General features: G+C 64.0%; 17 protein-coding genes. 4 read left to right on the forward strand and 13 right to left on the reverse strand.

Annotated features, from left to right (window positions below):
* Window positions 1-26 precede the first annotated feature (26 nt).
* The 4 genes from U0O11_RS14835 to U0O11_RS14850 all read right to left on the reverse strand — a co-directional run bounded on the left by U0O11_RS14835 (window position 27) and on the right by U0O11_RS14850 (window position 5,022).
* The gene (locus U0O11_RS14835) at window positions 27-689 is read right to left on the reverse strand and encodes a response regulator (protein WP_043333788.1); all 663 of its coding nucleotides are present in this window, start codon (window positions 687-689) and stop codon (window positions 27-29) included.
* 228 nt (window positions 690-917) lie between these two features.
* A complete protein-coding gene (locus tag U0O11_RS14840) occupies window positions 918-1,874 on the reverse strand; it encodes a DMT family transporter (RefSeq protein ID WP_279836866.1) in 957 nt (318 codons plus the stop codon).
* Window positions 1,875-2,142: 268 nt separating this feature from the next.
* Window positions 2,143-4,089 (reverse strand): acetate--CoA ligase, encoded by a 1,947-nt coding sequence (acs, locus tag U0O11_RS14845; protein WP_107335998.1) that lies wholly within the window; start codon window positions 4,087-4,089, stop codon window positions 2,143-2,145.
* Between the two features lie 276 nt (window positions 4,090-4,365).
* Entirely contained in the window at window positions 4,366-5,022 is a 657-nt protein-coding gene (locus tag U0O11_RS14850; RefSeq protein ID WP_279836865.1) for a SprT family zinc-dependent metalloprotease, read from the reverse strand.
* 181 nt (window positions 5,023-5,203) lie between these two features.
* Between U0O11_RS14850 and U0O11_RS14855 the strand changes: the two genes are divergently transcribed.
* A complete protein-coding gene (locus U0O11_RS14855) occupies window positions 5,204-5,932 on the forward strand; it encodes a YecA/YgfB family protein (protein WP_064503292.1) in 729 nt (242 codons plus the stop codon).
* 119 nt (window positions 5,933-6,051) lie between these two features.
* On the opposite strand, the gene U0O11_RS14860 is transcribed toward U0O11_RS14855, so the two are convergent.
* The gene (locus U0O11_RS14860) at window positions 6,052-7,173 is read right to left on the reverse strand and encodes a phospholipase D-like domain-containing protein (RefSeq protein ID WP_054556850.1); all 1,122 of its coding nucleotides are present in this window, start codon (window positions 7,171-7,173) and stop codon (window positions 6,052-6,054) included.
* Between the two features lie 303 nt (window positions 7,174-7,476).
* Between U0O11_RS14860 and plsB the strand changes: the two genes are divergently transcribed.
* On the forward strand, window positions 7,477-10,095 hold the full coding sequence (plsB, locus tag U0O11_RS14865) for a glycerol-3-phosphate 1-O-acyltransferase PlsB (protein WP_324690603.1): 2,619 nt from the start codon (window positions 7,477-7,479) through the stop codon (window positions 10,093-10,095).
* Between the two features lie 111 nt (window positions 10,096-10,206).
* On the opposite strand, the gene U0O11_RS14870 is transcribed toward plsB, so the two are convergent.
* The 8 genes from U0O11_RS14870 to ampD form a co-directional block, all read right to left on the reverse strand.
* Window positions 10,207-10,905 carry a class I SAM-dependent methyltransferase gene (locus U0O11_RS14870; RefSeq protein WP_225348174.1) on the reverse strand — a complete coding sequence of 233 codons (699 nt, stop codon included), beginning with the start codon at window positions 10,903-10,905 and terminating at the stop codon, window positions 10,207-10,209.
* Between the two features lie 296 nt (window positions 10,906-11,201).
* Complete coding sequence (locus U0O11_RS14875; RefSeq protein ID WP_054556849.1) at window positions 11,202-12,020, reverse strand: undecaprenyl-diphosphate phosphatase; 819 nt, start codon at window positions 12,018-12,020, stop codon at window positions 11,202-11,204.
* 205 nt (window positions 12,021-12,225) lie between these two features.
* The gene (tsaB, locus tag U0O11_RS14880) at window positions 12,226-12,921 is read right to left on the reverse strand and encodes a tRNA (adenosine(37)-N6)-threonylcarbamoyltransferase complex dimerization subunit type 1 TsaB (RefSeq protein ID WP_279836863.1); all 696 of its coding nucleotides are present in this window, start codon (window positions 12,919-12,921) and stop codon (window positions 12,226-12,228) included.
* Window positions 12,922-13,211: 290 nt separating this feature from the next.
* A complete protein-coding gene (gene adk, locus U0O11_RS14885) occupies window positions 13,212-13,868 on the reverse strand; it encodes an adenylate kinase (protein ID WP_215823460.1) in 657 nt (218 codons plus the stop codon).
* A 554-nt stretch (window positions 13,869-14,422) separates the two neighbouring features.
* Entirely contained in the window at window positions 14,423-15,184 is a 762-nt protein-coding gene (locus tag U0O11_RS14890) for a TerC family protein (RefSeq protein WP_043333781.1), read from the reverse strand.
* A 270-nt stretch (window positions 15,185-15,454) separates the two neighbouring features.
* Entirely contained in the window at window positions 15,455-17,488 is a 2,034-nt protein-coding gene (aceF, locus tag U0O11_RS14895) for a pyruvate dehydrogenase complex dihydrolipoyllysine-residue acetyltransferase (RefSeq protein WP_279836862.1), read from the reverse strand.
* Between the two features lie 105 nt (window positions 17,489-17,593).
* Window positions 17,594-20,269 carry a pyruvate dehydrogenase (acetyl-transferring), homodimeric type gene (gene aceE, locus U0O11_RS14900; protein ID WP_279836861.1) on the reverse strand — a complete coding sequence of 892 codons (2,676 nt, stop codon included), beginning with the start codon at window positions 20,267-20,269 and terminating at the stop codon, window positions 17,594-17,596.
* A gap of 448 nt (window positions 20,270-20,717) precedes the next feature.
* A complete protein-coding gene (gene ampD, locus U0O11_RS14905) occupies window positions 20,718-21,329 on the reverse strand; it encodes a 1,6-anhydro-N-acetylmuramyl-L-alanine amidase AmpD (protein WP_052384569.1) in 612 nt (203 codons plus the stop codon).
* 171 nt (window positions 21,330-21,500) lie between these two features.
* On the opposite strand from ampD, the gene nadC reads away from it, so the two are divergent.
* Together nadC and U0O11_RS14915 are read left to right on the forward strand one after the other, a co-directional pair.
* Window positions 21,501-22,364, forward strand: a complete 864-nt coding sequence (gene nadC / locus U0O11_RS14910; protein WP_054556845.1) for a carboxylating nicotinate-nucleotide diphosphorylase — start codon at window positions 21,501-21,503, stop codon at window positions 22,362-22,364.
* A 110-nt stretch (window positions 22,365-22,474) separates the two neighbouring features.
* A complete protein-coding gene (locus U0O11_RS14915) occupies window positions 22,475-23,134 on the forward strand; it encodes a class I SAM-dependent methyltransferase (protein WP_279836860.1) in 660 nt (219 codons plus the stop codon).
* The last annotated feature ends 69 nt before the right edge of the window (window positions 23,135-23,203 follow it).

The raw sequence follows: 23,203 nt of genomic DNA on the forward strand, positions 1-23,203 counted from the left end.
GCCTCAGCTCAAGCGCTGACGCAGGATCAGGAGCGGACTTTCGGCGGCTCGACTTCCAGACGCTGGGCCGCGATGACGGCCTGGGTGCGCGAATGCACGCCCAGCTTGCGCAGAATGGCGGTCACGTGGGCCTTGATGGTGGCCTCGGACACATTCAGCTCATAGGCGATCTGCTTGTTGAGCAGACCTTCCGTCAGCATGTTGAGCACGCGGAACTGCTGCGGCGTCAGTGACGCGATCGCCTCGGCGAAGCGCGATTCATCCTCGGAAGACTCGCCCATGGCCTCGGCGATATCCGTCGGCAGCCAGACTTCACCTTCGAGGATCTCGCCGATGGCTTCGGCGATGACGTCGAGGCTGGCGGACTTGGGAATGAAGCCGGAGGCCCCATAATCGATGGCGCGGCGCACCACGTAGGGCTCCTCGCTACCGGACACGACCGCCACCGGGATGTCCGGTGTCTGGCCACGCAACTGGATCAGACCGGAGAAGCCGTGGGCTCCCGGCATGTGCAGGTCCAACAGGATCAGGTCGGCATCGGGATGGCGGGCAACGACTTCGTTGGTCGCTTCCATGCTGTCAGCCTCGACGATCTCCGCCTGGGAGGCGACTTGTCTAAGCGCCTGGGTCAGTGCGGCACGAAAGAGCGGGTGATCGTCTGCAACGATGAACTTCTGGGCAAAGGCCATTGAGTCTCCTCCAAAACCCCGATGGTGATCATCACCGACCTTCCTGGCCGGTCAACAATCGCCGTTATTTTCTGGCATGTTACCCCATAAAACGTGCGTTTAACAAAGCAGCCCACCATCGGAAGATGTACTGATGTTTCGCTCGGGGAACACGAGTATCGCACGGATTGATGCCCGGCGAGCGAACAATCCGTGCGCTGATTCTGACAGCATCCTGGGGATGGTGAGTCAGACAACCCTACCCGCAACGCGACTGGCATGCCAGCCGATCAATGCGACACCGGCAATCAGCACGAAGCCGATCAGGCTGGCGATATCCGGCACCTCCCCCCAGATGGCCCAGCCCGCCAGTGCCGAAAACACGATGGTCAGATAGGAATAGATCGACACTTCCCCCGCCGGTGCGAGGCGATAGGCGGTGGTCATCAGAATCTGACCGCCGGCCGCAAAGATGCCGATGCCCAGCAAGGCCAGCGCCTGAGGGCCGCTCGGCATCACCGGATTCATCAACATCGGCACCAATGTCACCACACTGGAGACCAGCGAGAAATGCAGCACGATGGTCGCCGAGGCCTCGCGCCCTCTCATCGCACGGATGAGCGTATAGGCCGCCCCCGCCAGCATTGCCGAACCCAGCCCGACCATGGCGGGCAACAATGCCTCCACCCCGCCCTCGGCAAATGCCAGTTGCGGCTTGATGACCAGCGCCGCGCCAGAGAAGGCGACCAGCATGCCGACCAGCCGCCAGCCACCAAGGCGCTCGGCCAGGAAGAGGCCGGCAAACAGGCTGACGAAGAACGGCGATAGCTTATTCAGAATAGTCGCATCCGCCAGCAGCAGATGATCGATGGCGTAGAAGAAGCTCATCACGCCGCCGAGTCCGATCAGTGACCGCGCCATCAGCATCGGCTGGTGATGCCAGTGGCCCAGCAGACGCGCGCCCGCCATGCGCACCATCACCACCGCCACGCCGAGACTGACCAGGTTGCGCACGAAGACCTTCTCGAACAGCGGCAGGTCGCCGCTCAGCTTGACCATCGCTCCCATCAGCGCGAACGAGATCGCCGACAGGCACATCAGGATGACGGCGCGAGGACGATTCTCGCCCTCAGTGGACGACGCGGCGGCGGGAGAACTGGCTGGCTGAGAGGCGGGGCAGGATGCATCCGACTTGCCTGCTGACATGGGGGCGGCCTTGATCATGAATTGATTGGGGAAATGCGCAGCGAGGCGCGAATGGACTCCGCGGGCACATGCGCTGGCGCGTCATTATCAAGCCAGCGCCTCCTCAATGGCCAACCTTTCACGTCTCGCACAGCGCAAAAGCGCGGGCCAGGAATACGAACAGACAGATGCTCCCGGACAGGCGCACAAAAAAGCGCGGGAGCCAGGCTCCCGCGCTTTGCTGTCGCTGCGTGTCTTGTCAGGCCTCGATGACCGTCACTCGACGCGTTCAGCGGTTGGCGCGCTGCTCGATCAGGTCATCCACCACTGACGGGTCCGCCAGGGTCGAGGTATCGCCGAGACCGTCGGTCTCGTTGGCGGCGATCTTCCTGAGGATGCGGCGCATGATCTTGCCGGAACGCGTCTTGGGCAGCCCCGGCGCCCACTGGATGACGTCCGGCGAGGCGATCGGACCGATGTCCTTGCGCACCCACTGGGTCAGCGTCTTCTTGAGTTCATCACTGGCTTCGATACCGTCGTTGAGCGTCACGTAGATGTAGATGCCCTGGCCCTTGATGTCATGGGGATAGCCGACCACGGCGGCCTCGGCGACCGCTTCATGCGCGACCAGCGAGGACTCGATCTCGGCGGTGCCCATGCGGTGGCCAGAGACGTTGAGCACATCATCGACGCGCCCGGTGATCCAGTAGTAGCCATCCTCATCACGACGACAGCCGTCACCGGTGAAGTACATGCCCGCATAGGTGGAGAAGTAGGTCTGCACGTAGCGTTCGTGATTGCCCCAGATCGAACGTGCCTGCCCCGGCCAGCTGTCGAGAATCACCAGGTTGCCTTCGGTCGCGCCCTCGAGGATGTTGCCCTCGTTGTCGACCAGCGCCGGCTGCACACCGAAGAACGGCAGCGTGGCGGAGCCCGGCTTGAGATCGGTCGCGCCCGGCAGCGGCGCGATCATGATGCCGCCGGTCTCGGTCTGCCACCAGGTGTCCACCAGCGGGCAATTGCCATTGCCGATCACGCGGTGGAACCACTCCCAGGCCTCGGGGTTGATCGGCTCGCCCACCGAGCCGAGCAGCCGCAGGCTCGTGCGCGAGCTTGAGTCCATCACGCTGTCACCATGTGCCATCAGTGCACGCACGGCGGTCGGGGCGGTATAGAGAATGTTGACCTGGTGCTTGTCGACGATCTCGCCGATACGCCCGTGGGTCGGATAGCTGGGCACACCCTCGAACATCAGCGTGGTCGCGCCATTGGCCAGCGGGCCGTAGACGATGTAGCTGTGGCCCGTCACCCAGCCGACATCCGCCGTGCACCAGTAGATATCGCCATCGTGATAATCGAACACGTAGCGATGGGTCATCGCGGCATAGAGCAGATAACCGCCCGTGGTGTGCTTCAGGCCCTTGGGCGTGCCGGTGGAACCGGAGGTGTAGAGGATGAACAGCGGGTCTTCGGCGCCCATCGCCTCGGCCGGGCAGTCACTGGACTGACGGTCCACCAGCTCATGGAACCAGGCATCGCGGCTGCCCCAGTTCACCTCACCGCCGGTACGCCGCACCACCAGCACGTGGTCGACACAGTCGGTGCCATCACGCTCCAGCGCCTCATCGACGTTCTCCTTGAGCGGCACGCGCTTGCCACCCCGCAGTGACTCATCGGCGGTGATCACGATGCGCGAGCTGGAATCGACGATACGCCCCGCCAGCGCGTCCGGCGAGAAGCCACCGAACACCACCGAGTGCACGGCACCGATGCGCGTACAGGCCAGCATCGCCATCGCGGCTTCGGGAATCATCGGCATGTACAGCGTGACCACATCGCCCCGCTTGACGCCCAGTTCCTTGAGGCCATTGGCAAACTGGCTGACACGCGCGTGCAGCTCGCGATAGGTGATCGACTGGGACTCGTTCGGGTCATCCCCTTCCCAGATGATGGCGACCTGATCGCCACGCTCGGCGAGGTGGCGATCGAGGCAGTTGTGCGCCACGTTGAGCTTGCCGTCCTCGAACCAGCGCACATCGACATCACCGGGGCCGAAGTTGGTATTGCGGATCACCGAGGGCGCATCGAACCAGTCCAGTGACTGGGCCTGCTCGGCCCAGAATGTCTCCGGCGCCTCGACGGACTGCTGATACATGGCCTGATAGCGCTCGCGGTCTGCCCAGGCGTGGGCGGCGACATCGGGAGTGACCGGATGAACCTTGGCATGTTCGCTCATGTGGCGTGACCTCTGACGGATTGGCTGGCGACTCGCTGTCCCACGCGGCATGCGTGAAGCACAGGCGAGCCGAGGCAAGTCCATTTCAGCTTAAACCCAAGCATGGGGGGGCCACACACTAGACCTTGGTAGATAAATTTTTACTAATTATTTCAACTGTTTATCAACAAATTACACCAAGGTCACAGCGACGTTCGGAGGACAGAAACCGCCTGAAAAGACACCTTCTGGCGCGACTCGCACTTTGCAATGACGCGCCAGCGAGCGAAATGCGCCTCAACGCGCAGTCGACGCATTGCGCGCCGGATCATTCAATGGCCCGCTCAACTCCTGGCCACAGCGCCGACAGCGATAGCGGTGACCGCGCTGGGCATTGGCATGGCGTCGCGAGCTGAAATAGTGCGCGGTATCGCAGCCACAGCCATACGCCCAGGGCGTCGGACTGGCAGTCGAGACATCCATGCGATGCGTCACCTCCGGCGGGATGCCGTAGAGGTTGGTCATCACCTGCTGCCACTCGGGGCCATGCGGTTTGACACGCGTCTTGCCGGCGCGCTCGACCACCTCCATCACCACCCAGTGCGCGACCTCGTGGGGGACGGTCTGGCTGAGGAAGTGATGGCGGTTCTCGCTGAGCAGTTGCCAATTGAAGCGCAGCCGCTGGCGCGCCGAATCCGCCGTGCCCGCCGTGCGCCCCTTGAGGCGGCAGGAGACCGACGGCATGCGCAGCTCGGGGAACAGGACACGCGCGCGCGCCAGACATGCCAGCACCTGCGCCTCCAGCGTCGCGTGCAGGGCAGGCGCCGTCAGCGCCTCGAGCTCCGCGGCATCGGCCAGCGGCAGTGGCGCCGCGGGGGTCTCCCCCAGGCAGGCCAGAGCATGATCGGGCGCAAAGCGGTGACGACTGACGACACGACGAGTGGTTGATGACATGACACGATGACCAGACAGCAGAGCGAAAGAACGGATGAGCTGATGACGAGCGAGCGTACCACTCCTCGAGGCGTGAAATGATACACTAGCGCCATTCACGCCTGCCCGGTTCCCCTTGGTTCACCCAGGTAGCCAGGCGGCACTGTTCGACTTCTCCCCTTATCGCACGTGAGACTCCCCCATGGCCGAGCCTGTCCAGACCCAGCCGCTGCTGGATGATGAATCCCTCGACATCCTCGACGAATTCCTCGAGTCCGACATCGTCGGCCCGGAAGCTCTCGATATCATCAGTGCGCATGGCTTCATGCTGGCACTGGCCATCGCACCGCGCGAAGTGCCCTCCAGCCTGTGGCTGCCGGAACTCTTCCAGGGGCAGCCAAGCTACGAAAGCCCGCAGCAGGAAGCAGAAGTCGTCTCCCTGTTCGAGCAGATGCGCGCCAACGCCATCGATGCCCTCGAGCACGGCGTGCTGCCGGAACTGCTGTTCGAGCTGGAACTGGGCGGTGCCGACCCGGTCGAGACACCGATCGGCGACTGGTGCGCCGGCTTCATGGAAGGCGTGTTCATGGACGAGGAGGCCTGGTTCGGCACCCAGGAAGAGGCTGCCGCCGAACTGCTGCTGCCGTTCATGGCCATCTCCGGCGTCTTCGACGATGAAGACCCGGAGATCGGTGAGCTGATCGCCGACCCGATCGGTGCCCAGCGCTTCGTCAACCAGCTGCCGGAACTGCTGCTGGACCTCTACCTGCTCTACCGTGTCCCGCCGGAAAGCCCCAAGCCGTCGCCGCGTCGCAAGGGTTCCGCCGCACCGGGCGCAGCCGGCATTCCGCGCAGCAAGCACGCCGGCAACAAGGGCGCTGGCAAGGGTGGCAACAAGAACGGTGGCAAGGGCGGCGGCAAGAAGCGCTGAGCTTGCCATGGCGCTCTTAACGCCATGCAGCCTTGAAAACGACAACGCCGGGCGACCTCATGGGTCGTCCGGCGTTTTGGTTCCACGCAGCCGCGTCTGTTGAAACAGCTGCGAGCCGCTCAGCGCAGCCGCGTCACCAGGCTATCCAGGGTGCCATAGCCCCACTCGCGACAGCGCTGCATCAACGGCCGACGCTGCCAGGCGGCCTGGGTGATCTCGACACTGTGGGCGAAGTGATGCTCGAACAGCGTGGCGACGTCGGCGGCGAAGCGATGGTCCTGCACCTCCTGATTGGCCTCCAGATTCCACTGCAGGCTCCAATGATCGAAGTTGCACGATCCCAGCGTCACCCAGTCATCCGCCAGCGAGAACTTGGCATGCAGAAAGCGGGGCTGGAATTCATGGATACGCACGCCCGCCTTGAGCAGCCCGGCATAGAAGCGCTGCCCCGCCGAACGCACGCCCGGGTGATCATGATGCTGGCCGGCGATCAGCAAGCGGACATCGACACCCCGGCGCGCCGCGCGCTTGAGACGCCGCCGCATGCTGAAGGTCGGCACGAAGTATGGCGTACAGATCCACAGCCGCTTGCGTGAGCTGCTGGCCTGATGCTGCAGGGAATGACGAATGGCCTGATAGCGGAAGCCATGCCCCCAGACCACCCGCCCACGCATGCTCAGATAGCCCTCGACCCGGCACGCACGCACATTGATGCTGCGCACCGCCAGCCGACTGCCATGGCCACGACTGGCCGCGGAGTCCCACACGCGTGCGAACAGGCGCACCCAGTCACTGATGCACGGCCCCTCGATGCGTATCGCGACTTCCGACCAGGCCTCGGCGAAGACGTCCACCGCACCGAAGCCGCCGGTAAAGCCCACCTCCCCATCGACCACCAAAAGCTTGCGATGGTCACGCGTCAGATTGCGCCCCAGCCGCCACCAGGAAAGCGGGTTGTAGATCCTGAGCTGGATATCGGCCTCGATCATGCGCTGGCGGTCAGCTTCCTCGAGGCCCAGCGAGCCGAAGCCGTCCAGCAGCACCAGCACCGTCACGCCGCGGCGACGCGCGCCACACAGCGCATCGATCAGGACGCGACTGAGGTGGCCGCTCTCGGCCAGATACAGCTCGAGCAGGATGGAATGGCGCGCGGATTCCACCGCCTCCAGCATGCTGGGCAGAAAACGCGCGCCTTCCGGCAGCAAGGTGAATCGATTGCCTGATCGCCACATTCCCAGCATGCCTTGCCTCCCGTCATTTCCCTGCACGGCACGATACAGATGACGATGCCCATGACGGTGCATCGCCAGATGCTGCCAGTGTGCGCTTCGCCACTTCGCACTCTGTCGCTACGTACTCTGCCACGGCGTCTGCGGGCAGAATGCGTATAATGTTCAATATCATGCTCGCGCTGAGCGCTACCAGCCAGACCATGAAAACGTCGCAATCAACCCTCATTCATCGTCCCGATGCTTTATTCGTGAACGCCGACAGATTGTCGTTTCCGGTAGTCCGTCCTTGTCCACACCTGCGAGAGCCTCACCATGTCGCCAGTCACCTTAGTCTTGCGCCCGTTGCGCAATGTCAGTCGCCGTCTGCTGGACAAGTGGGTGGAGCTGCGCGCGGTGGAGCCCGACATCAATGCGTTGGACCACAGCGCCTTGAACCTCGACCCGACGCTGCCGGTGGTCTACGTCTTCCCGTACCAGGCATTGTCCGACGAGCTGGTGGTCGAGCAGCTGTGCGAGGCACGCGGCCTGCCCTCTCCGACCCTGCCTCTGAGCATAGGCGACCTGCGCCTGAGCCACTCCCGCCTCCGTCTGTTGCGGCGCTCGCGCAGCGACAGGAGCCTGCTGTCACGCCGCCTGGCCAAGTTGATCGCCGCACTGGAAGACGCCCCGAGTGATGTCGAGGTGCAGCTGGTGCCGGTCAGCGTGTTCTGGGGGCGTGCCCCGGGCAAGGAATTCGGCTTCTGGAAGTTCATCTCCGCCGATAGCTGGCGGGTGACGGGTGTGCTGCGCCGCGCCATCGCGATTCTGGCGCATGGGCGCTCGGTGGATGTGCATTTCGGCCAGCCGCTCAGGCTGCACGAAGCGCTCAGGGAAGGCCCGCAGGACTCGGCGCTGGCGCACCGCCGCATCTCGCGCCTGCTGCGCGTGCACTTCCGGCGCGTGCGTACCCGCCTGCTGGGGCCAGACCTCTCCCACCGCCACACCATGATTCGCAACCTGCAGAAGGCGCCCGCCGTGCAGGACGTGATCAGCGAGCTGGCACGCGAGCAGAATCAGCCGCCGGCACGTCTGGAGAAGCGCGCCCTGCAGTATGGTCGCGAGATCGCCTCCAACATGGGCTATCCGGTGCAGCGCTTTCTGGCGCATGCCCTCAAGCGGCTGTGGCACAAGCTCTACGACGGCGTCGAGGTGCGTGGAATGTCGCAGGTCAAGGCGATCGCCGGCGACTGCGAGCTGATCTACGTGCCCTGTCATCGCAGCCATATCGACTATCTGCTGCTGTCCTACGTGCTGTTCCACGAGGGCCTGATGACGCCCCACGTCGCCGCGGGCAAGAACCTCGACATGCCGATCATCGGCCCGATCCTGCGCCGTGGCGGCGCCTTCTTCCTGCGCAGAAGCTTCCGCGGCAATCGCCTGTATGCCACCGTCTTCGACGAGTACGTGCATCAGCTGATCACCCGTGGCCACCCGCTGGAGTACTTCATCGAGGGTGGCCGTTCACGCACCGGCCGCATGCTGCCCCCACGCCCGGGCATGCTGGCGATGACGCTGCGCTCCTTCCTGCGTGATACACGCCGCGAAGTGGCCTTCGTGCCGGTCTACATCGGCTACGAGAAGGTCTTCGAGAGCCTGAGCTATCAGCGCGAGCTGTCGGGGGCCAGCAAGAAGAAGGAATCACCGCTGGACCTCATCCGCGTGCTCGGCCAGCTCAAGCAGCCCTTCGGCAAGGTCTACCTGAACATCGGCGAGCCGCTCAAGCTGGGCGAATGGCTGGATGACACCGCGCCGGACTGGAAGGCCAGCCGACATCAGCGCCGCCCAGAATGGCTGACCCAGGCGGTGCCGCAACTGGGGCATGAAATCGCCACGCGCATCAATGCCGCCGCCGCGCTCAATCCGGTCTCGCTGACGGCGCTGGTGCTGCTGTCCACCGCCCACCACGCCATCGAGGCCAGCCTGCTGCAACGCCAGCTGGCGATGCTGGTGCGTCTCGCCGACAAGCTGCCGGGCCGCCATGACCACAGCCTGCCCGAGGGCACGCCACAGGAATGGGTCGCACACAGCGCGCATCTGGGGCTGGTCACCCTACGTCCACAGAGTCTTGGCGAGCTGGTGATCGCCACCCCGGAGCAGGCCAGTCTGCTGACCTGGTATCGCAACAACGTGCTGCACCTGCTGGCGCTGCCGGCGCTGATCGCCTTCGCCTTCCGCAATACGGCCCAGTACACCCTCGAGGCTTTGGAAGACCAGATCAGTCCCGCCTGGCCGCTGCTGGTGCGCGAGCTGTTCGTCCCCGAGGCCCCTGAGCTGAAGGCGGATATCGCCGCCACGCTGGCTCTGATGAGCGAGGAAGGTCTGCTGGAGCATCAAGCCGCGACTGGCGACACTCCGGAGCGCTGGTCTCGTCCGGTGGCCAGCCAGGAGCCTTCCGAGCAGCTGCGCCTGCTGGCTCAGCCGGTACAACCGACACTGGAACGCGGCTATCTGTTGATCGCCGCCCTGTTGCAGCACGGCAGCGGCACGCTGGACCGCGAGTCCCTCGAGAGCCATTCCGGCGCCCTGGCCGAACGCCTGACCCTGCTGTCGGGTCTCAATGCACCGGAGTTCTTCGACAAGCGTCTGTTCAGCGGCCTGCTCGATACCCTGCTGGAGCTGGAGTTCATCTGGCTGGAAAGCGGCCAGCTATGCTTCGGCGAAGCGCTGGAAGACCTGCAGGTGCACGGCCGCGATCTATTCGATCCCGCCCTGCGCCATCGCCTGCAGCATGTGCGCCTGCGCGACAGCGACAGCGAGAACGAGACCGAGAGCGACGCCCCGACCGAAGGCATGGACGAGGAGCAGGCTCCAGCTCTCGACGGCCACGAGGCTGCTGACGAAGCCGCCTCAGCAGACCACAAGGCGCCCGACACCTCCTCTCAGCGCGAATGAGATGATGGGCCGAGGCCCCTGGCGCAAAAAAGCCCCCGCCGCGATCACATCGCGAGCGGGGGCTGTTGCGTTTGGCGGAGGCTGTTACATCGCTGACGCCATCGTCAGGCGTCAGCGCAGCGCCTGCTTCACATAGACGTCGTAGCGGCTGGTCTTCTCCTCCACCACATGACTCGGCGCGAGCCCGCCGATGGGTTCGGCCTTGCGTGGGCGCTTGACCACCACACGATGCGTCGCGACCTCCAGCGCCGCCTCGAGCAGCGCCGGGGCATCCGCATCATCACCGGCCAGGGCGCGGAAGACACGCATCTCCTTCTTGACCAGTGCCGACTTGTCACGGTGCGGGTACATCGGGTCGAGATGCACCACCTGAGGCGGCTGGTCCCACTGCGTCACCAGCTCCCCAAGCTCCCGCGTGGCATCACCGTGCAGGGCCTGCATGCGCAGCGCGATCTCGCGAATCTCATCATCCGCGCAGCCCTGTGCCCGGGTCAGGCCATCGACCAGGATCGCCGCCGTAGCCGCCACGCGCTCGATCATCAATACCGGTGCCCCGAGACTCGCCAGCACGAAGGCATCGCGCCCGAGCCCTGCGGTGGCATCGACGATGCTCGGCAGTGCGCCTCGGTTCAGGCCACAGGCGCGTGCGATCAGCTGGTTGCGCCCCCCGCCGAAACGACGGCGATGATCGGCACGACCGGCGACGAAATCGACGCACAGCGGCTTGCCGTATTCGCGCTCGTCTCCGGCGATCACCAGGCGCGGTGCGCCCTGCTCGTCCAGCGCCACCTCAAGCTTGAGCGCCGGCATCTCGTCATCTTCCCGCAGCGCGATACCGAAATGTGCCGCCAGCATGGCGAGTTCCGGGCGCGCCTGCAGCCGCGAACGGGCAATGGCGATCACGGGAGCGGCATCGGCCGCTGCATCATGGGCAGCAAGGGAGTCTTCGGGTGGCAGCATGGATGGGCTCTATGAGAAACGGTGAAGAGAAACGGTGAACGCAGGAAAAGGGAAACTCGCATGGCATGCGGTCAGGCTGACAAACGCCGACGGCGCCGCAAGAGCGACGCCGTCAGGGGACAAGCTTACGTCATCGCGCGCATGGCTTACAGCAGCAACAGCATGCCGAACAGCATCATGCCCAGCAGCAGGCGGTAGATGACGAAGGGCAACATGCCGATGCTGTCGATGGCCTTGAGGAACAGCTTGATGCACACCAGCGCGGAGACGAAGGACAGCACCACGCCGAGGGCGACATCGAACAGCTGCGCCTCACTGCCGGTCTCGATCAGCTCCAGGCCCTTGAGCAGGCCGGCCGCGACGATCAGCGGAATCGACAGCAGGAAGGAGAAGCGTGCGGCGCTCTGACGCTCGAAGCCCAGCAGCAGCGCGGCGGTGATGGTGATGCCCGAACGCGAGGTGCCGGGAATCAGGGCCAGCGCCTGGAACAGGCCGATGATCAGCGCGCCCTTGAGCGTCAGCGTCGCCAGGTCACGCGTGCGTGCACCCTTGACGTCCGCCCACCACAGCAGCAGACCGAAGACGATGGTGGTGGTACCGATCACCGCGATCGAGCGCCCGGCCGTTTCCACCACATCGCCCAGCAGGCCGCCGAAGATCACGGCCGGCAGCGTCGCCAGCAACACCGCCCAGCCCAGACGGCTGTCTTCAGTCTGGCGCGCCGCCAGCGTACCGCCGCCACTGAACTGACCAAACCAGCCAGCGAGAATATTGGCGACATCCTTGCGGAAGGCCATCACCACGGCCAGCAAGGTACCGACGTGTACCGCGACATCAAACGCCAGCCCCTGGTCCGGCCAGCCGAACACCTGGGAGGGCAGAATCAGGTGGGCGGAGGAGGAAATCGGCAGAAATTCCGTCAGACCTTGAATGACGGCCAACGCCACCACATGCATGAGTTCCATGAAACATCCTTTTAAGAGAGACGGGCCTCAGTGGCCCACACGGACGACAGACATCGTCTGTGGCACTGCACGTGCCGTAGTGACAGAACAACGCTTTGCCTCAAGCCGCGCCGCAAGTGTCGGGCGCGACATGATGATGCGCGAACCTTATGTCAGCCTTGGCTGAACCCACGATGACGCAACAAGATGGCAATCCCTGGCGCCATCAGCGCCATGCCACCTCATTGCGCAGATAGACCGGCTGGGCCTCGACCGCCGACACCGCTTCACCGCGGGCATATGCCTGGGCAGCCAGCATCACCATGGCCTCGGCATCCGGTTGCGGCTCGGGCAGTTGCAGTGCCAGGCTGGCACGCACGCTCTCGGGCAGCTCGTCGTGCATCACCAGACCCGAGCCGACCGCCAGCCAGTCATGCTCACACAGCGCCGCAGGCAGCTCCAGCAGGCCCGGAGCGCAGACCTGCTCGGGTAGCACCTGCTCGACCTCGATCTCGCCGTCAGCGCGCGTCACGACGCGATAGGCGCCGGTATAGAGCTCGCCCATGCGTGCATCCAGCATCGGCAGCACGAAACGCGCGTGATGCAGGCGGTGGGCCTGCAGTGACAGGGCCGCCAGCGTCGAGACGCCGATCACCGGCACATCGAGACCGAAGGCGAGGCCCTGGATGGTGCCAGCGGCGATGCGCAACCCGGTGAACGAGCCCGGTCCGTGGCCGTAGGCCAGGGCGTCGAGGTCGTTGAGGGTCAGATCGGCAGCGGCCAGCAGCGCCTCGATCATCGGCATCATGCGCTGGGTGTGCTGACGGGGAGCCTCACAGCGCTCGGCAGTAACAACGCCGTCTTGCCACAGGGCAGCGGAACAGGCGGAAGAGGATGCATCGATGGCCAGAAGCGTGGTCATGGGCGGTTCGTCGTCAGAAAAATGTGACGCGATTCTACCCGTCCCCCGCGGGCAGCAAAAGACGCAGGCTGTCCACGGCTGGTGTCGGCCGCGGGCGTCACTCCTGCTGCAACCCCCACGCCCACGCCATCAAGCGGCCTGCCGCAACGCCTGATTCCTGATTCGCGCCAGTATGCGAAGAACAAAAAAACGCCCGCAGACAATGTCTACGGGCGTTCTTCGTCAGGCGGCCGGCTTCACCAGCGCGATCAGATCTGTTCCAGCTGAGCCACCTGAGGCGTGCCAGGCAATCAGTGCTCCAGCGCGCTGACCAGCTGAGCACGAATGTCGTCGACGGAGCCGACGCCTTCGATGCGGTGGTAGGCCGGTGCCTGGGCATCGCCAGTGGCAGACCAGCTGGAGTAGTACTCGACCAGCGGTTCCGTCTGCTCGTGATAGACAGACAGGCGGTTGCGCACGGTGGCTTCGCGGTCGTCTTCACGCTGGATCAGGGCTTCGCCAGTGACGTCGTCCTTGCCTTCTTCGCGCGGCGGGTTGTACTCGATGTGGTAGACACGACCGGAATCCGGGTGCACACGACGACCGGACAGACGCTTGACGATCTCTTCGTCAGCGACGGCGATCTCGACCACGTGGTCCAGCTTCACGCCCGCTTCCTTCATGGCGTCAGCCTGCGGGATGGTGCGCGGGAAGCCGTCGAACAGGAAGCCGTTCTCGCAATCGGCCTGGCTGATGCGCTCCTTGACCAGGGCGATGATGATCTCGTCGGACACCAGTCCGCCGGTATTCATGATCTCCTTGACCTTGAGTCCCAGCTCGCTGCCGGCCTTGACCGCGGCGCGCAGCATATCTCCGGTAGAGATCTGCGGGATGTTGAAACGCTCGCAGATGAACTGGGCCTGGGTGCCCTTGCCGGCGCCGGGGGCGCCCAACAGGATCAAACGCATCGGTACTGCTCCTTGAGTGTGCAAATGAAAAGCATCAAACGGGTGTAAAGGGTCATCTGGCGCTGGTGCACCTTGCCCTCGGCGGCAGATGGCCATCCAAGGCGCTCTGGTCGTCGACACGTTCGAGGTGTAGCGGCGAAACTCGCGGCGTCGAGACGCTCGACTACCTCATGAGGGCCGAACGCATCGAGCGTATCGATGACCAGGATGAATATGGGCAGCGGACCAATATGTGCTGCGCTAAACGACGGCGCGCACGGATGATCTCATTATGTCATCGCCATGCAATGTAGAGCTGACGATACCGTTCACACGACGCCGGCACAAGCACACCAAAGGCGCGTATGCCGCCCTTTGGCACTGTTTTGGCGCGCAGGAGGGCCTGTCGCCCTCCTCGCCGGTTCCCGACCTGCCATACACGGCTGTCATGACACGAAAGCGCCCCCTGCGGCACGCGGTCGCAGAGGGCGTCTTTCCACTCACGCCGGGCCACCTTGCTCAGTCGCCGTGGCATGATCAGGCTGAGTCATGTCAGCCGTTGCTGTGCCAATGCCTCACTCGGTCACGTCTTCGGCCTGGCTGCTGCGACGCAGACGCACTGCCTTGGCGCGCTTGCTGCGCAGACGGATGTTGAGCATTTCCACCGCCAGCGAGAAGGCCATCGCCACGTAGATGTAGCCCTTGGGCACGTGGACACCGAAGCCTTCGACCATCAGCATCATGCCGACCATGATCAGGAAGGACAGCGCCAGCATCTTGATGGTCGGGTGACGATCGACGAAATCGCCGATGGGCTTGGCGGCCACCATCATGATGCCCACCGAGATGACGATGGCGATGACCATCACCATCAGGTGATCGACCATGCCCACCGCCGTGATCACCGAATCCAGCGAGAAGACGATATCGATCAAGGCGATCTGGACCATGATCGCCATGAAGCTGGCGCTGCCCTTCTTCGCGCCCTCTTCGGCGGGATCTTCGCCTTCCAGGTTGGCGTGGATCTCGTGGGTGCTCTTGCCGAGCAGGAACAGGCCCCCGAAGACCAGAATCAGATCGCGTCCCGAGAAGCTGAAGTCGGCCACGCTGAACAGGGGCGCGGTCAGCGACATCAGCCACGACAGTGACATCAACAGCACGATGCGCATGCCCATCGCCAGGCCCAGGCCGATCATGCGCCCGCGCTGACGCTGGGACTCGGGCAGCCGCGCGACCAGAATCGACAGGAAGATGATGTTGTCGATGCCCAGCACGATCTCAAGCGCGGTCAGGGTCGCCAGAGCCACCCATGCCGAAGGGTCCATCAACCATTCCATTGTCTTGCTCCTTGTGTGTTGCGAGAACCGGCCTTCCCGGGTCGTGCCAGCACGATGCGACAGATCGCGGCAGGTTGGCGTGAAGCATCGCATGTTGTGCAGGGCAGCAACAGCGGTCGCCGCCCTGCCACGCCAACGGACATGCACAAAAAAACGGCCTCCCGAAGGAGGCCGTTATGTCAACCAGACCTGTCAGCCAGGTCTGTCAGCGAGGAGCGCCTTCACCTTCCAGGAAGGTCACGGCACCCGCGCTTCATGCCACAGGCATCATCAGAGCAGCATGCGACGCACGTCGGTCAGCACCTGAGCCAGATACGCCGTGAAGCGTGCTGCATCCGCCCCGTTCACCGCACGGTGATCGTAGGACAGTGACAGCGGCATCATCAGACGCGGCTGGAAGGCAGCGCCGTCCCACACCGGCTTCATCTGCGCCTTGGAGACGCCCAGGATGGCGACTTCCGGCGTGTTGACGATCGGGGTGAAGGCAGTACCGCCAATGGAGCCAAGGCTCGAGATGGTGAAGCAACCACCGGTCATCTCTTCGCGCTTGAGCTTCTTGGTCTGCGCCTTCTTGGCCAGTTCCACGGACTCCTTGGCCAGGTCCAGCAGGCTCTTCTGATCCGCATTGCGGATCACCGGCACCATCAGGCCGTCCGGCGTATCCACCGCGATACCGATGTGCACGTACTTCTTGTGCACCAGGGTCTCGCCGTCGGCCTTGAGGCTGACGTTGAACTGCGGATACTTGGCCAGCGCGTGAGCCGCCGCCTTGATCATGAACGGCAGCGGCGTGAGCTTGGCACCTGCCGCTTCCGCCTCGGCCTTCATGGACTTGCGGAAGGCCTCGAGCTCGGTGATATCGGCTTCATCGAACTGGGTCACGTGCGGGACGTTGAGCCAGCTGCGATGCAGATTGGTGGCACCGGCCTTCATCAGGCGGCCCATCTTCTTCTCTTCGATCTCACCGAACTGGCTGAAGTCCTGATCCGGCACCTGCGGGATACCGGCACCGCCGGTGGCCTGCGCGGCAGGGGCTGCCGGTGCGGACTTGGCCTTCTGCATCATCTGCTTGACGTAGGCCTGGACATCTTCCTTCACCACACGGCCCTTCGGACCGCTGCCGGAGACGTCCGCCAGGTCGACACCGAACTCACGTGCCAGCAGGCGAACCGCAGGCCCTGCGTGGACCTTGGCACCCTTGCTCGGCTTGTGAGCGGCCATCTGGGCTTCCGGACTCGGCGCACCGGCCGGTGTCGGAGCCGGCTTCTGCTCGCTCTTCTCCGCCTTGGGAGCAGCCGGCGCTTCGGACTTGGCAGCCTTCGGCGCAGGCGCGGCACCCGCGACCTCGATGTAACCGATCAGGTCACCCTCGGAGACGGTGTCACCTTCCTTGACGGAAAGCTCCACCACCTTGCCCTTGTAGGGGCTCGGGATGTCCATGGTCGCCTTGTCGGACTCGAGCGTGATCAGCGCGTCTTCCTCGTTGACCTCGTCACCGACGGCCACGGCCATCTCGATGATCGGCACGCTGTCGCTGCCGGAGAGATCCGGGACACGCAATTCCTTGCGCTCCGGCTCACCGGAGGCCGGCGCTTCTTCAGCAGCCGGTGCCTCGGAAGACGTGTCTTCAGAGGTGGACTCGGAGGAAGAAGCCTGCTCGGCCGGCGCGGAATCAGACGCGCTGTCACCGCCTTCACCGGCGATTTCCATCTGACCGATGACATCACCGGAAGCGACGCTGTCGCCTTCCTTGACGGTCAGCTTGACGATCTTGCCCTTGTGCGGGCTCGGGACGTCCATGCTGGCCTTGTCGGATTCCAGCGTGATCAGCGCATCTTCGGCGTCGACTTCATCGCCTTCGGAGACGGCCATCTCGATGATCGGCACGGCTTCGGAGTCGCCCAGGTCCGGCACGACGATGTCGACGGTCTGGGTGCCACCGGAAGCGGCCTTCGGCGCAGGAGCGGACTCTTTCGGCGCTTGCTGCTCAGAGGCGTCCTGCTTGGGAGCCTCTTCCTTCGGCGCTTCCTGCTCGTCAGAAGCGTCAGAGGAGGTGTCACCACCGCCTTCGGCTTCCAGCTCCAGGATATCGTCGCCTTCGGAGACGGTGTCGCCTTCCTTGACGAGAATCTTCACCACCTTGCCGCCCTTCGGTGCCGGCACATCCATGCTGGCCTTGTCGGACTCAAGAGTGATCATGGTGTCTTCGGCGGAGATGACATCTCCCACCGCCACCGCTATCTCGATGATCTCGACATCGGAACTACCGCCAATGTCGGGAACCTTGATGATTTCGCTGCTCAAGATCGTGCTCCTTCCAAAACGTGCACGGGGAGCGACACCCGAATCACCTGCGCATCATCATGATGTCGAGGAGGGAGTGCCGCTCGCCTGTTCCGCGATCTCCGCTCAGACGTTCAGCGGATTCGGCTTGTTGGGGTCGATGCCGTAGGTCTTGATCGCTTCCGCGACCACCTTGCGGTCGATCTCACCACGATCCGCCAGCGCCTTCAGGGCCTGGACGGTGACGAAGTTGCGGTCGACTTCGAAGAAGTGACGCAGCTTCTCGCGGGTATCGGAACGACCGAAACCGTCGGTACCGAGCACGTGATAGTCAGCCGGCACCCAGGCACGAACCTGGTCAGCAAACAGCTTCATGTAGTCAGTGGCAGCCACGACCGGGCCGTCACGTCCTTCCAGACACTGAGTGACGTGCGGCTTGGCCGGGGTCTCTTCCGGCTTGAGGAAGGCCTGACGATCCAGTTCCAGCGCTTCGCGACGCAGCTCGTTGAAGCTGGTGACGCTCCAGATGTCGGCGTCGACACCGTAGTCCTGCTTGAGCATCTCGGCGGCTGCCTCGACTTCACGCAGGATGGTGCCGGAACCCAGCAGCTGAACGCGTGCCTTGCCGTCCTTGCCGCCTTCCTTGAGCAGGTACATCCCCTTGATGATGTCCTCTGCGGGCACCGTCTCGAGTGCTGGCTGCTCGTAGTTCTCGTTCATCACCGCCAGGTAGTAGAAGACCGGCTCGTGCTGCTCGAACATGCGCTTCATGCCGTCCTGCACGATGACCGCCACTTCGTGAGCGTAGGTCGGGTCGTAGGTGCGGCAGTTCGGGATGGTCGAGGCCAGGATATGGCTGTGGCCATCCTGGTGCTGCAGACCTTCGCCGTTCAGGGTGGTACGACCGGCAGTACCGCCGACCAGGAAGCCACGTGCCTGCAGGTCGCCTGCGGCCCACGCCAGGTCACCGATGCGCTGGAAGCCGAACATCGAGTAGTAGACGTAGAACGGCATCAGCGGCAGGTTGTGGTTGGCGTAGGACGTTGCCGCCGCCACCCACGCAGACATGGCGCCTGCTTCGGAGATACCTTCCTCGAGGACCTGACCTTTCTGGTCCTCGCGGTAATACATGATCTGACCCTTGTCGACCGGCTCATACTTCTGGCCTGCCGCGGTGTAGATGCCCAGCTGACGGAACATGCCTTCCATGCCGAAGGTACGCGCTTCGTCAGGAATGATCGGCACGACACGCTCGCCGAGGGTCTTGTGCTTGACCAGACCGTTGAGCACGCGCACGAAGGCCATGGTGGTGGACACTTCGCGGCCGTTGGAGCCCTTGAGCTGGGACGCGAAGATCTTGTCGTCCAGCGGCGGGATTTCCAGCGTTTCATACTCGGTGCGACGCTGCGGCAGGTAGCCGTTCAGACGTTCGCGCATGAGGTGCATGTACTTCATTTCCGGGCTGTCGTCCGCCGGCTTGTAGTACGGCACTTCCTCGAGCTGCTCGTCGGTCAGCGGAATACCGAAGCGATCGCGGAATGTCTTCAGCGCTTCGTGTTCCATGGTCTTGACCTGGTGGGCTTCGTTGGCAGCTTCGCCATCGCCCATGCCCATGCCGTAACCCTTGACGGTGTGCGCCAGGATGACGGTCGGACGACCATTGGCGTTGTTGACCGCCTCGTGATACGCCGCGTAGACCTTGTACGGGTCGTGGCCACCACGGTTCAGACGCCAGATATCGTCATCTGACATGTCCTTGACCAGATCGGCCGTCTCCGGGTACTTGCCGAAGAAGTGCTCGCGCGTGTAAGCGCCGCCATTGGCCTTGTAGTTCTGGTAGTCGCCGTCGACCGCTTCGTCCATGCGCTTCTGCAGGATGCCTTTCTTGTCCTGTTCGAAGAGCGGATCCCAGAAGCGACCCCAGGTGACCTTGAGCACGTTCCAGTCGGCACCACGGAAGACGCCTTCCAGCTCGTCCATGATGCGGCCGTTGCCGCGCACCGGACCGTCAAGACGCTGCAGGTTGCAGTTGATGACGAAGATCAGGTTGTCGAGATTCTCGCGGCCAGCCAGCGAGATGGCACCCAGGGATTCCGGCTCGTCACACTCGCCGTCACCCATGAAGCACCACACCTTGCGGTCGTACATGGACTTCAACTCACGCGAGTTGAGGTACTTCATGACGTGCGCCTGGTAGATCGCCTGGATCGGGCCCAGACCCATGGAGACGGTCGGGAACTGCCAGTAATCCGGCATCAGCCACGGGTGCGGATAGGAAGACAGGCCGTTGCCGTCGACTTCCTGACGGAAGCTGTCCATCTGCTCCTGGCTGAGACGACCTTCCAGGAAGGAACGGGCGTAGATGCCCGGCGCCACGTGACCCTGGATGTAAAGCAGATCGCCTTCGAAATCTCCTTCCGGTGCACGGAAGAAGTGGTTGAAGCCTACGTCGTAAAGCGTCGCACTGGACATGAAGCTCGAGATGTGACCGCCCAGGCCCTTGTGGGCACGGTTGTTGCGGATCACCTGAGCGATGGCGTTGTAACGGATAAGCGAACGGATACGACGCTCCATGAACAGGTCGCCCGGCATGCGCGCTTCGCGGTGCACGGGGATACTGTTGCGATGGGGCGTGGTCACCGAGAAGGGCACCTGATGGCCATCACGACGCAGGCGGTCGGCCAGGCGTGACATCAGGTACTGGGCACGATCCTCACCCTCACGATCCAGAACCGATTCCAGGGAGTCCAACCATTCCGTGGTTTCGATCGGATCGAGATCTTCTCTTGCCTCCAGACTCATAGACGTCTCTCCGAGTGAAGAAATTTTTTGTCAAACGTTTCGACGAACAGCGATATCGAAACCAGTGGCGCTCTTCAGTGTGGGCACGACCTTCTGAGTGGGTCGCATCTCCGATAGACCTGTCGTGACCGGGTCTTGCCGGCCGTCAATCTCGACGCGCATCCTGCGCCAAAGCAGGGCACAAGATGCAGTCATTTGGCGTGAAAGATACCGCAAACACCCCCGCGTGCCAATTCAGGGCAGCAAGACTCACCGGGCAGGTGCAAGGCTTGGCTGCCCCGCGGCAGCACTGGCCTCATGCGCCTTGCGGTCGGGACTCATACGCCAGACTGAGCCGCCCTCGATAGCCGTGATGTAGTAAAACTACCAACGCGCCCCGCCACTGGGCGTTTCCTGCCTGGAGACGCCACACAATGCTGCAATGCACCATCGCGAGACACCTGCGACCTTAGTCCTGAATGTCGTCCAGCAGGCGATCGAAGTAAGCCCAATCGAAGGCCGGGCCAGGATCCGTCTTGCGCAACGGCGCAATCCGCGCATGCGAGGTGATGCGCTCGCGCGTCAGCGCGGGATAGCTCGCCATCAGGCCGGCCACGGTGCGTGCCAGGGTGCGATATTGGACATCGCGATAGGGATGCACCTCATCGCCCTCGAGTTCGATGCCGATGGTGAAGTCATTGAGCTCGACGCGTTCACGCTGACCGTCATGCCAGCGCGAGCGACCGGCGTGCCAGGCGCGACGATCGAAGGGCACGAACTGCACCAGGCGACCGTCGCGCTGGATCAGCACGTGCGCCGAGACACGCAGCTGATGGATATCGGCAAAGTAAGGGTGGGCGCCAGGGTCGAGCTGATTGGTGAACAGCTGCTCGATGGCCGGGCCGCCGAAGCGTCCGGGCGGCAGGCTGATGGAATGCAGCACCAGCGCCGAGACTTCTCCCTCGGGACGAGCATTGTGATTGGGAGACGGCACCTGACGGGCGCTCTCCAGCCAGTGCTCGGGGGTGACCGCCAGACGCGTCAGGTGGCCCGACCGCGGGGAAGAGGACAAGGGGGGCATCGAAGACTCCAGACGGGAAGGTCGTCGCACGCGGGGACTGACCGCTCGCGTGGCTTTTCCTATAATGGCGCACATTATGGCATGCTCGGCAGCCACGGGTCTGTGTCACTGCCCCGGCACACGCACAGACCCAGGCTCCGGCAGCACTCTTCGTACAAGGATCAGACGCGCATGAACTTCCACGACGCCCTCGCCGAGGATATCCGTACCAGCGCCGCCCGCCTGCTCGCCGAGGATGTCGGCGGTGGCGATATCACCGCCGAATTGATTCCGGAGCGCCAGTGGGCCAAGGCGCGCGTGATCAGTCGCGAACCGGCCATCCTGTGCGGCGTGCCCTGGGTCGATGAGCTGTTTCGGCGCCTCGATCCGCGCGTCAGCCTCAAGTGGCTGGCCAGCGACGGTGATCGCCTCGAGGCCGACGCGCCCTTCCTGGAGCTGGAAGGCCCGGCACGCTCGCTGCTGACCGGCGAGCGCGCGGCGCTCAACCTGCTGCAGACGCTCTCCGGCACCGCGACCCGCGCCAGCCACTATGCCTCGCTGGTCGAGGGCAGTGGCGTGCGCCTGCTCGATACCCGCAAGACCCTGCCTGGCATGCGTGTCGCCCAGAAATACGCCGTCAGCTGCGGTGGTGGCCACAATCATCGCATCGGCCTCTATGACGCCTTCCTGATCAAGGAAAACCATATCGCCGCCTGTGGCAGCATCGCGGCGGCGGTACGTGAGGCGCGCGACATCGCCTCCGACGTCACCTGTGAAGTGGAAGTCGAGAATTTCGAGGAGCTGGCCCAGGCGCTGGATGCCGGTGCCGACGTCATCATGCTCGACAACTTCGACAACGATCAGCTCATCGAGGCCGTGGCGCGCAACAAGGCGCATGCCAAGCCGGCCGTGCTGGAAGCCTCCGGCAACGTCAGCGAGGCGACCCTGCCGGGCATCGCCGCCACTGGCGTGGATTGCATCTCGATCGGCGCACTAACCAAGGACGTGACCTCCATCGACCTGTCGATGCGCATCTACACTGTCGAGACCCGCTAGCCAACGACAGGGGAATGCCTTCCTGCTGGCCAGCTCCTGTCCTGCAGAGGTCGCCGCTGACGCCGGCCCATCTGTCACGACACATTGCCATGCCGCCAGGGAGGCGCCCCATGTCCCCGCCATCTCCTCATCAGCCGCCGCCTGAAGCCCCCAGGGCATCAGGTGGCGGTTGGCAGACTCGCCGCTGGAGTCTCTACGCGCCGATCTATGACCGTGCGGCCGCTCGCATCCTGCGCTCCGCGCGGCGCGACGCCATCGCGACCCTCGATATCCAGGCGGGCACCCGCGTGCTGCTGCTCGGTGGCGGCACCGGGCTCGACCTGCCCTTCCTGCCCCGTGACATCGAGCTCGAGGTGATCGACGCCTCCCCCGCCATGCTGCGCCGCTGTCGCGAGCGCGCCGAGACGCTGGGCTTCGATGCCAACGTCAAGCCGGGCGACGCCATGGCGCTCGACCTCCCCGATGGCTATTTCGATGTCGTCATCGCCCACCTGATCATCGCCGTGGTGCCCGAGCCCCAGCGCGCCTTCGATGAAGCGCTGCGCGTGCTGGCCAGCGATGGCGAGCTGTCACTGCTCGACAAGGGCCTGCGCGGCAATCGCCCGGCCGGACGGCTGCGGCGTCTGCTCAATCCACTGGCCCGGCTGGTGGCGACCAACCTCAATGTGCCGCTGGACAACCTGCTGGAGGGCCATGCGGTGCAGCGACTCGAGGACCGCGACCTCGGCCCCGGCGGGGCGTTGCGCCACATGCATCTGCGCAAGATCTGATCTGCACTGCCACTCCCCCCTTGCATTGCGCGTTCGGCATCGCCACGCAATGAGCACACCCGGATGACG

It is taken from the genome of Cobetia sp. D5, from assembly GCF_035666195.1.
Taxonomy (GTDB): domain Bacteria; phylum Pseudomonadota; class Gammaproteobacteria; order Pseudomonadales; family Halomonadaceae; genus Cobetia; species Cobetia amphilecti.

Bases quoted from the DNA above. Each gene is read 5' to 3' on its own strand.
- U0O11_RS14835 (WP_043333788.1), bottom strand. From the start codon at position 689: ATGGCCTTTGCCCAGAAGTTCATCGTTGCAGACGATCACCCGCTCTTT.
- U0O11_RS14840 (WP_279836866.1), bottom strand. From the start codon at position 1,874: ATGTCAGCAGGCAAGTCGGATGCATCCTGCCCCGCCTCTCAGCCAGCC.
- acs (WP_107335998.1), bottom strand. From the start codon at position 4,089: ATGAGCGAACATGCCAAGGTTCATCCGGTCACTCCCGATGTCGCCGCC.
- U0O11_RS14850 (WP_279836865.1), bottom strand. From the start codon at position 5,022: ATGTCATCAACCACTCGTCGTGTCGTCAGTCGTCACCGCTTTGCGCCC.
- U0O11_RS14855 (WP_064503292.1), top strand. From the start codon at position 5,204: ATGGCCGAGCCTGTCCAGACCCAGCCGCTGCTGGATGATGAATCCCTC.
- U0O11_RS14860 (WP_054556850.1), bottom strand. From the start codon at position 7,173: ATGCTGGGAATGTGGCGATCAGGCAATCGATTCACCTTGCTGCCGGAA.
- plsB (WP_324690603.1), top strand. From the start codon at position 7,477: ATGTCGCCAGTCACCTTAGTCTTGCGCCCGTTGCGCAATGTCAGTCGC.
- U0O11_RS14870 (WP_225348174.1), bottom strand. From the start codon at position 10,905: ATGCCGGCGCTCAAGCTTGAGGTGGCGCTGGACGAGCAGGGCGCACCG.
- U0O11_RS14875 (WP_054556849.1), bottom strand. From the start codon at position 12,020: ATGGAACTCATGCATGTGGTGGCGTTGGCCGTCATTCAAGGTCTGACG.
- tsaB (WP_279836863.1), bottom strand. From the start codon at position 12,921: ATGACCACGCTTCTGGCCATCGATGCATCCTCTTCCGCCTGTTCCGCT.
- adk (WP_215823460.1), bottom strand. From the start codon at position 13,868: ATGCGTTTGATCCTGTTGGGCGCCCCCGGCGCCGGCAAGGGCACCCAG.
- U0O11_RS14890 (WP_043333781.1), bottom strand. From the start codon at position 15,184: ATGGAATGGTTGATGGACCCTTCGGCATGGGTGGCTCTGGCGACCCTG.
- aceE (WP_279836861.1), bottom strand. From the start codon at position 20,269: ATGAGTCTGGAGGCAAGAGAAGATCTCGATCCGATCGAAACCACGGAA.
- ampD (WP_052384569.1), bottom strand. From the start codon at position 21,329: ATGCCCCCCTTGTCCTCTTCCCCGCGGTCGGGCCACCTGACGCGTCTG.
- nadC (WP_054556845.1), top strand. From the start codon at position 21,501: ATGAACTTCCACGACGCCCTCGCCGAGGATATCCGTACCAGCGCCGCC.
- U0O11_RS14915 (WP_279836860.1), top strand. From the start codon at position 22,475: ATGTCCCCGCCATCTCCTCATCAGCCGCCGCCTGAAGCCCCCAGGGCA.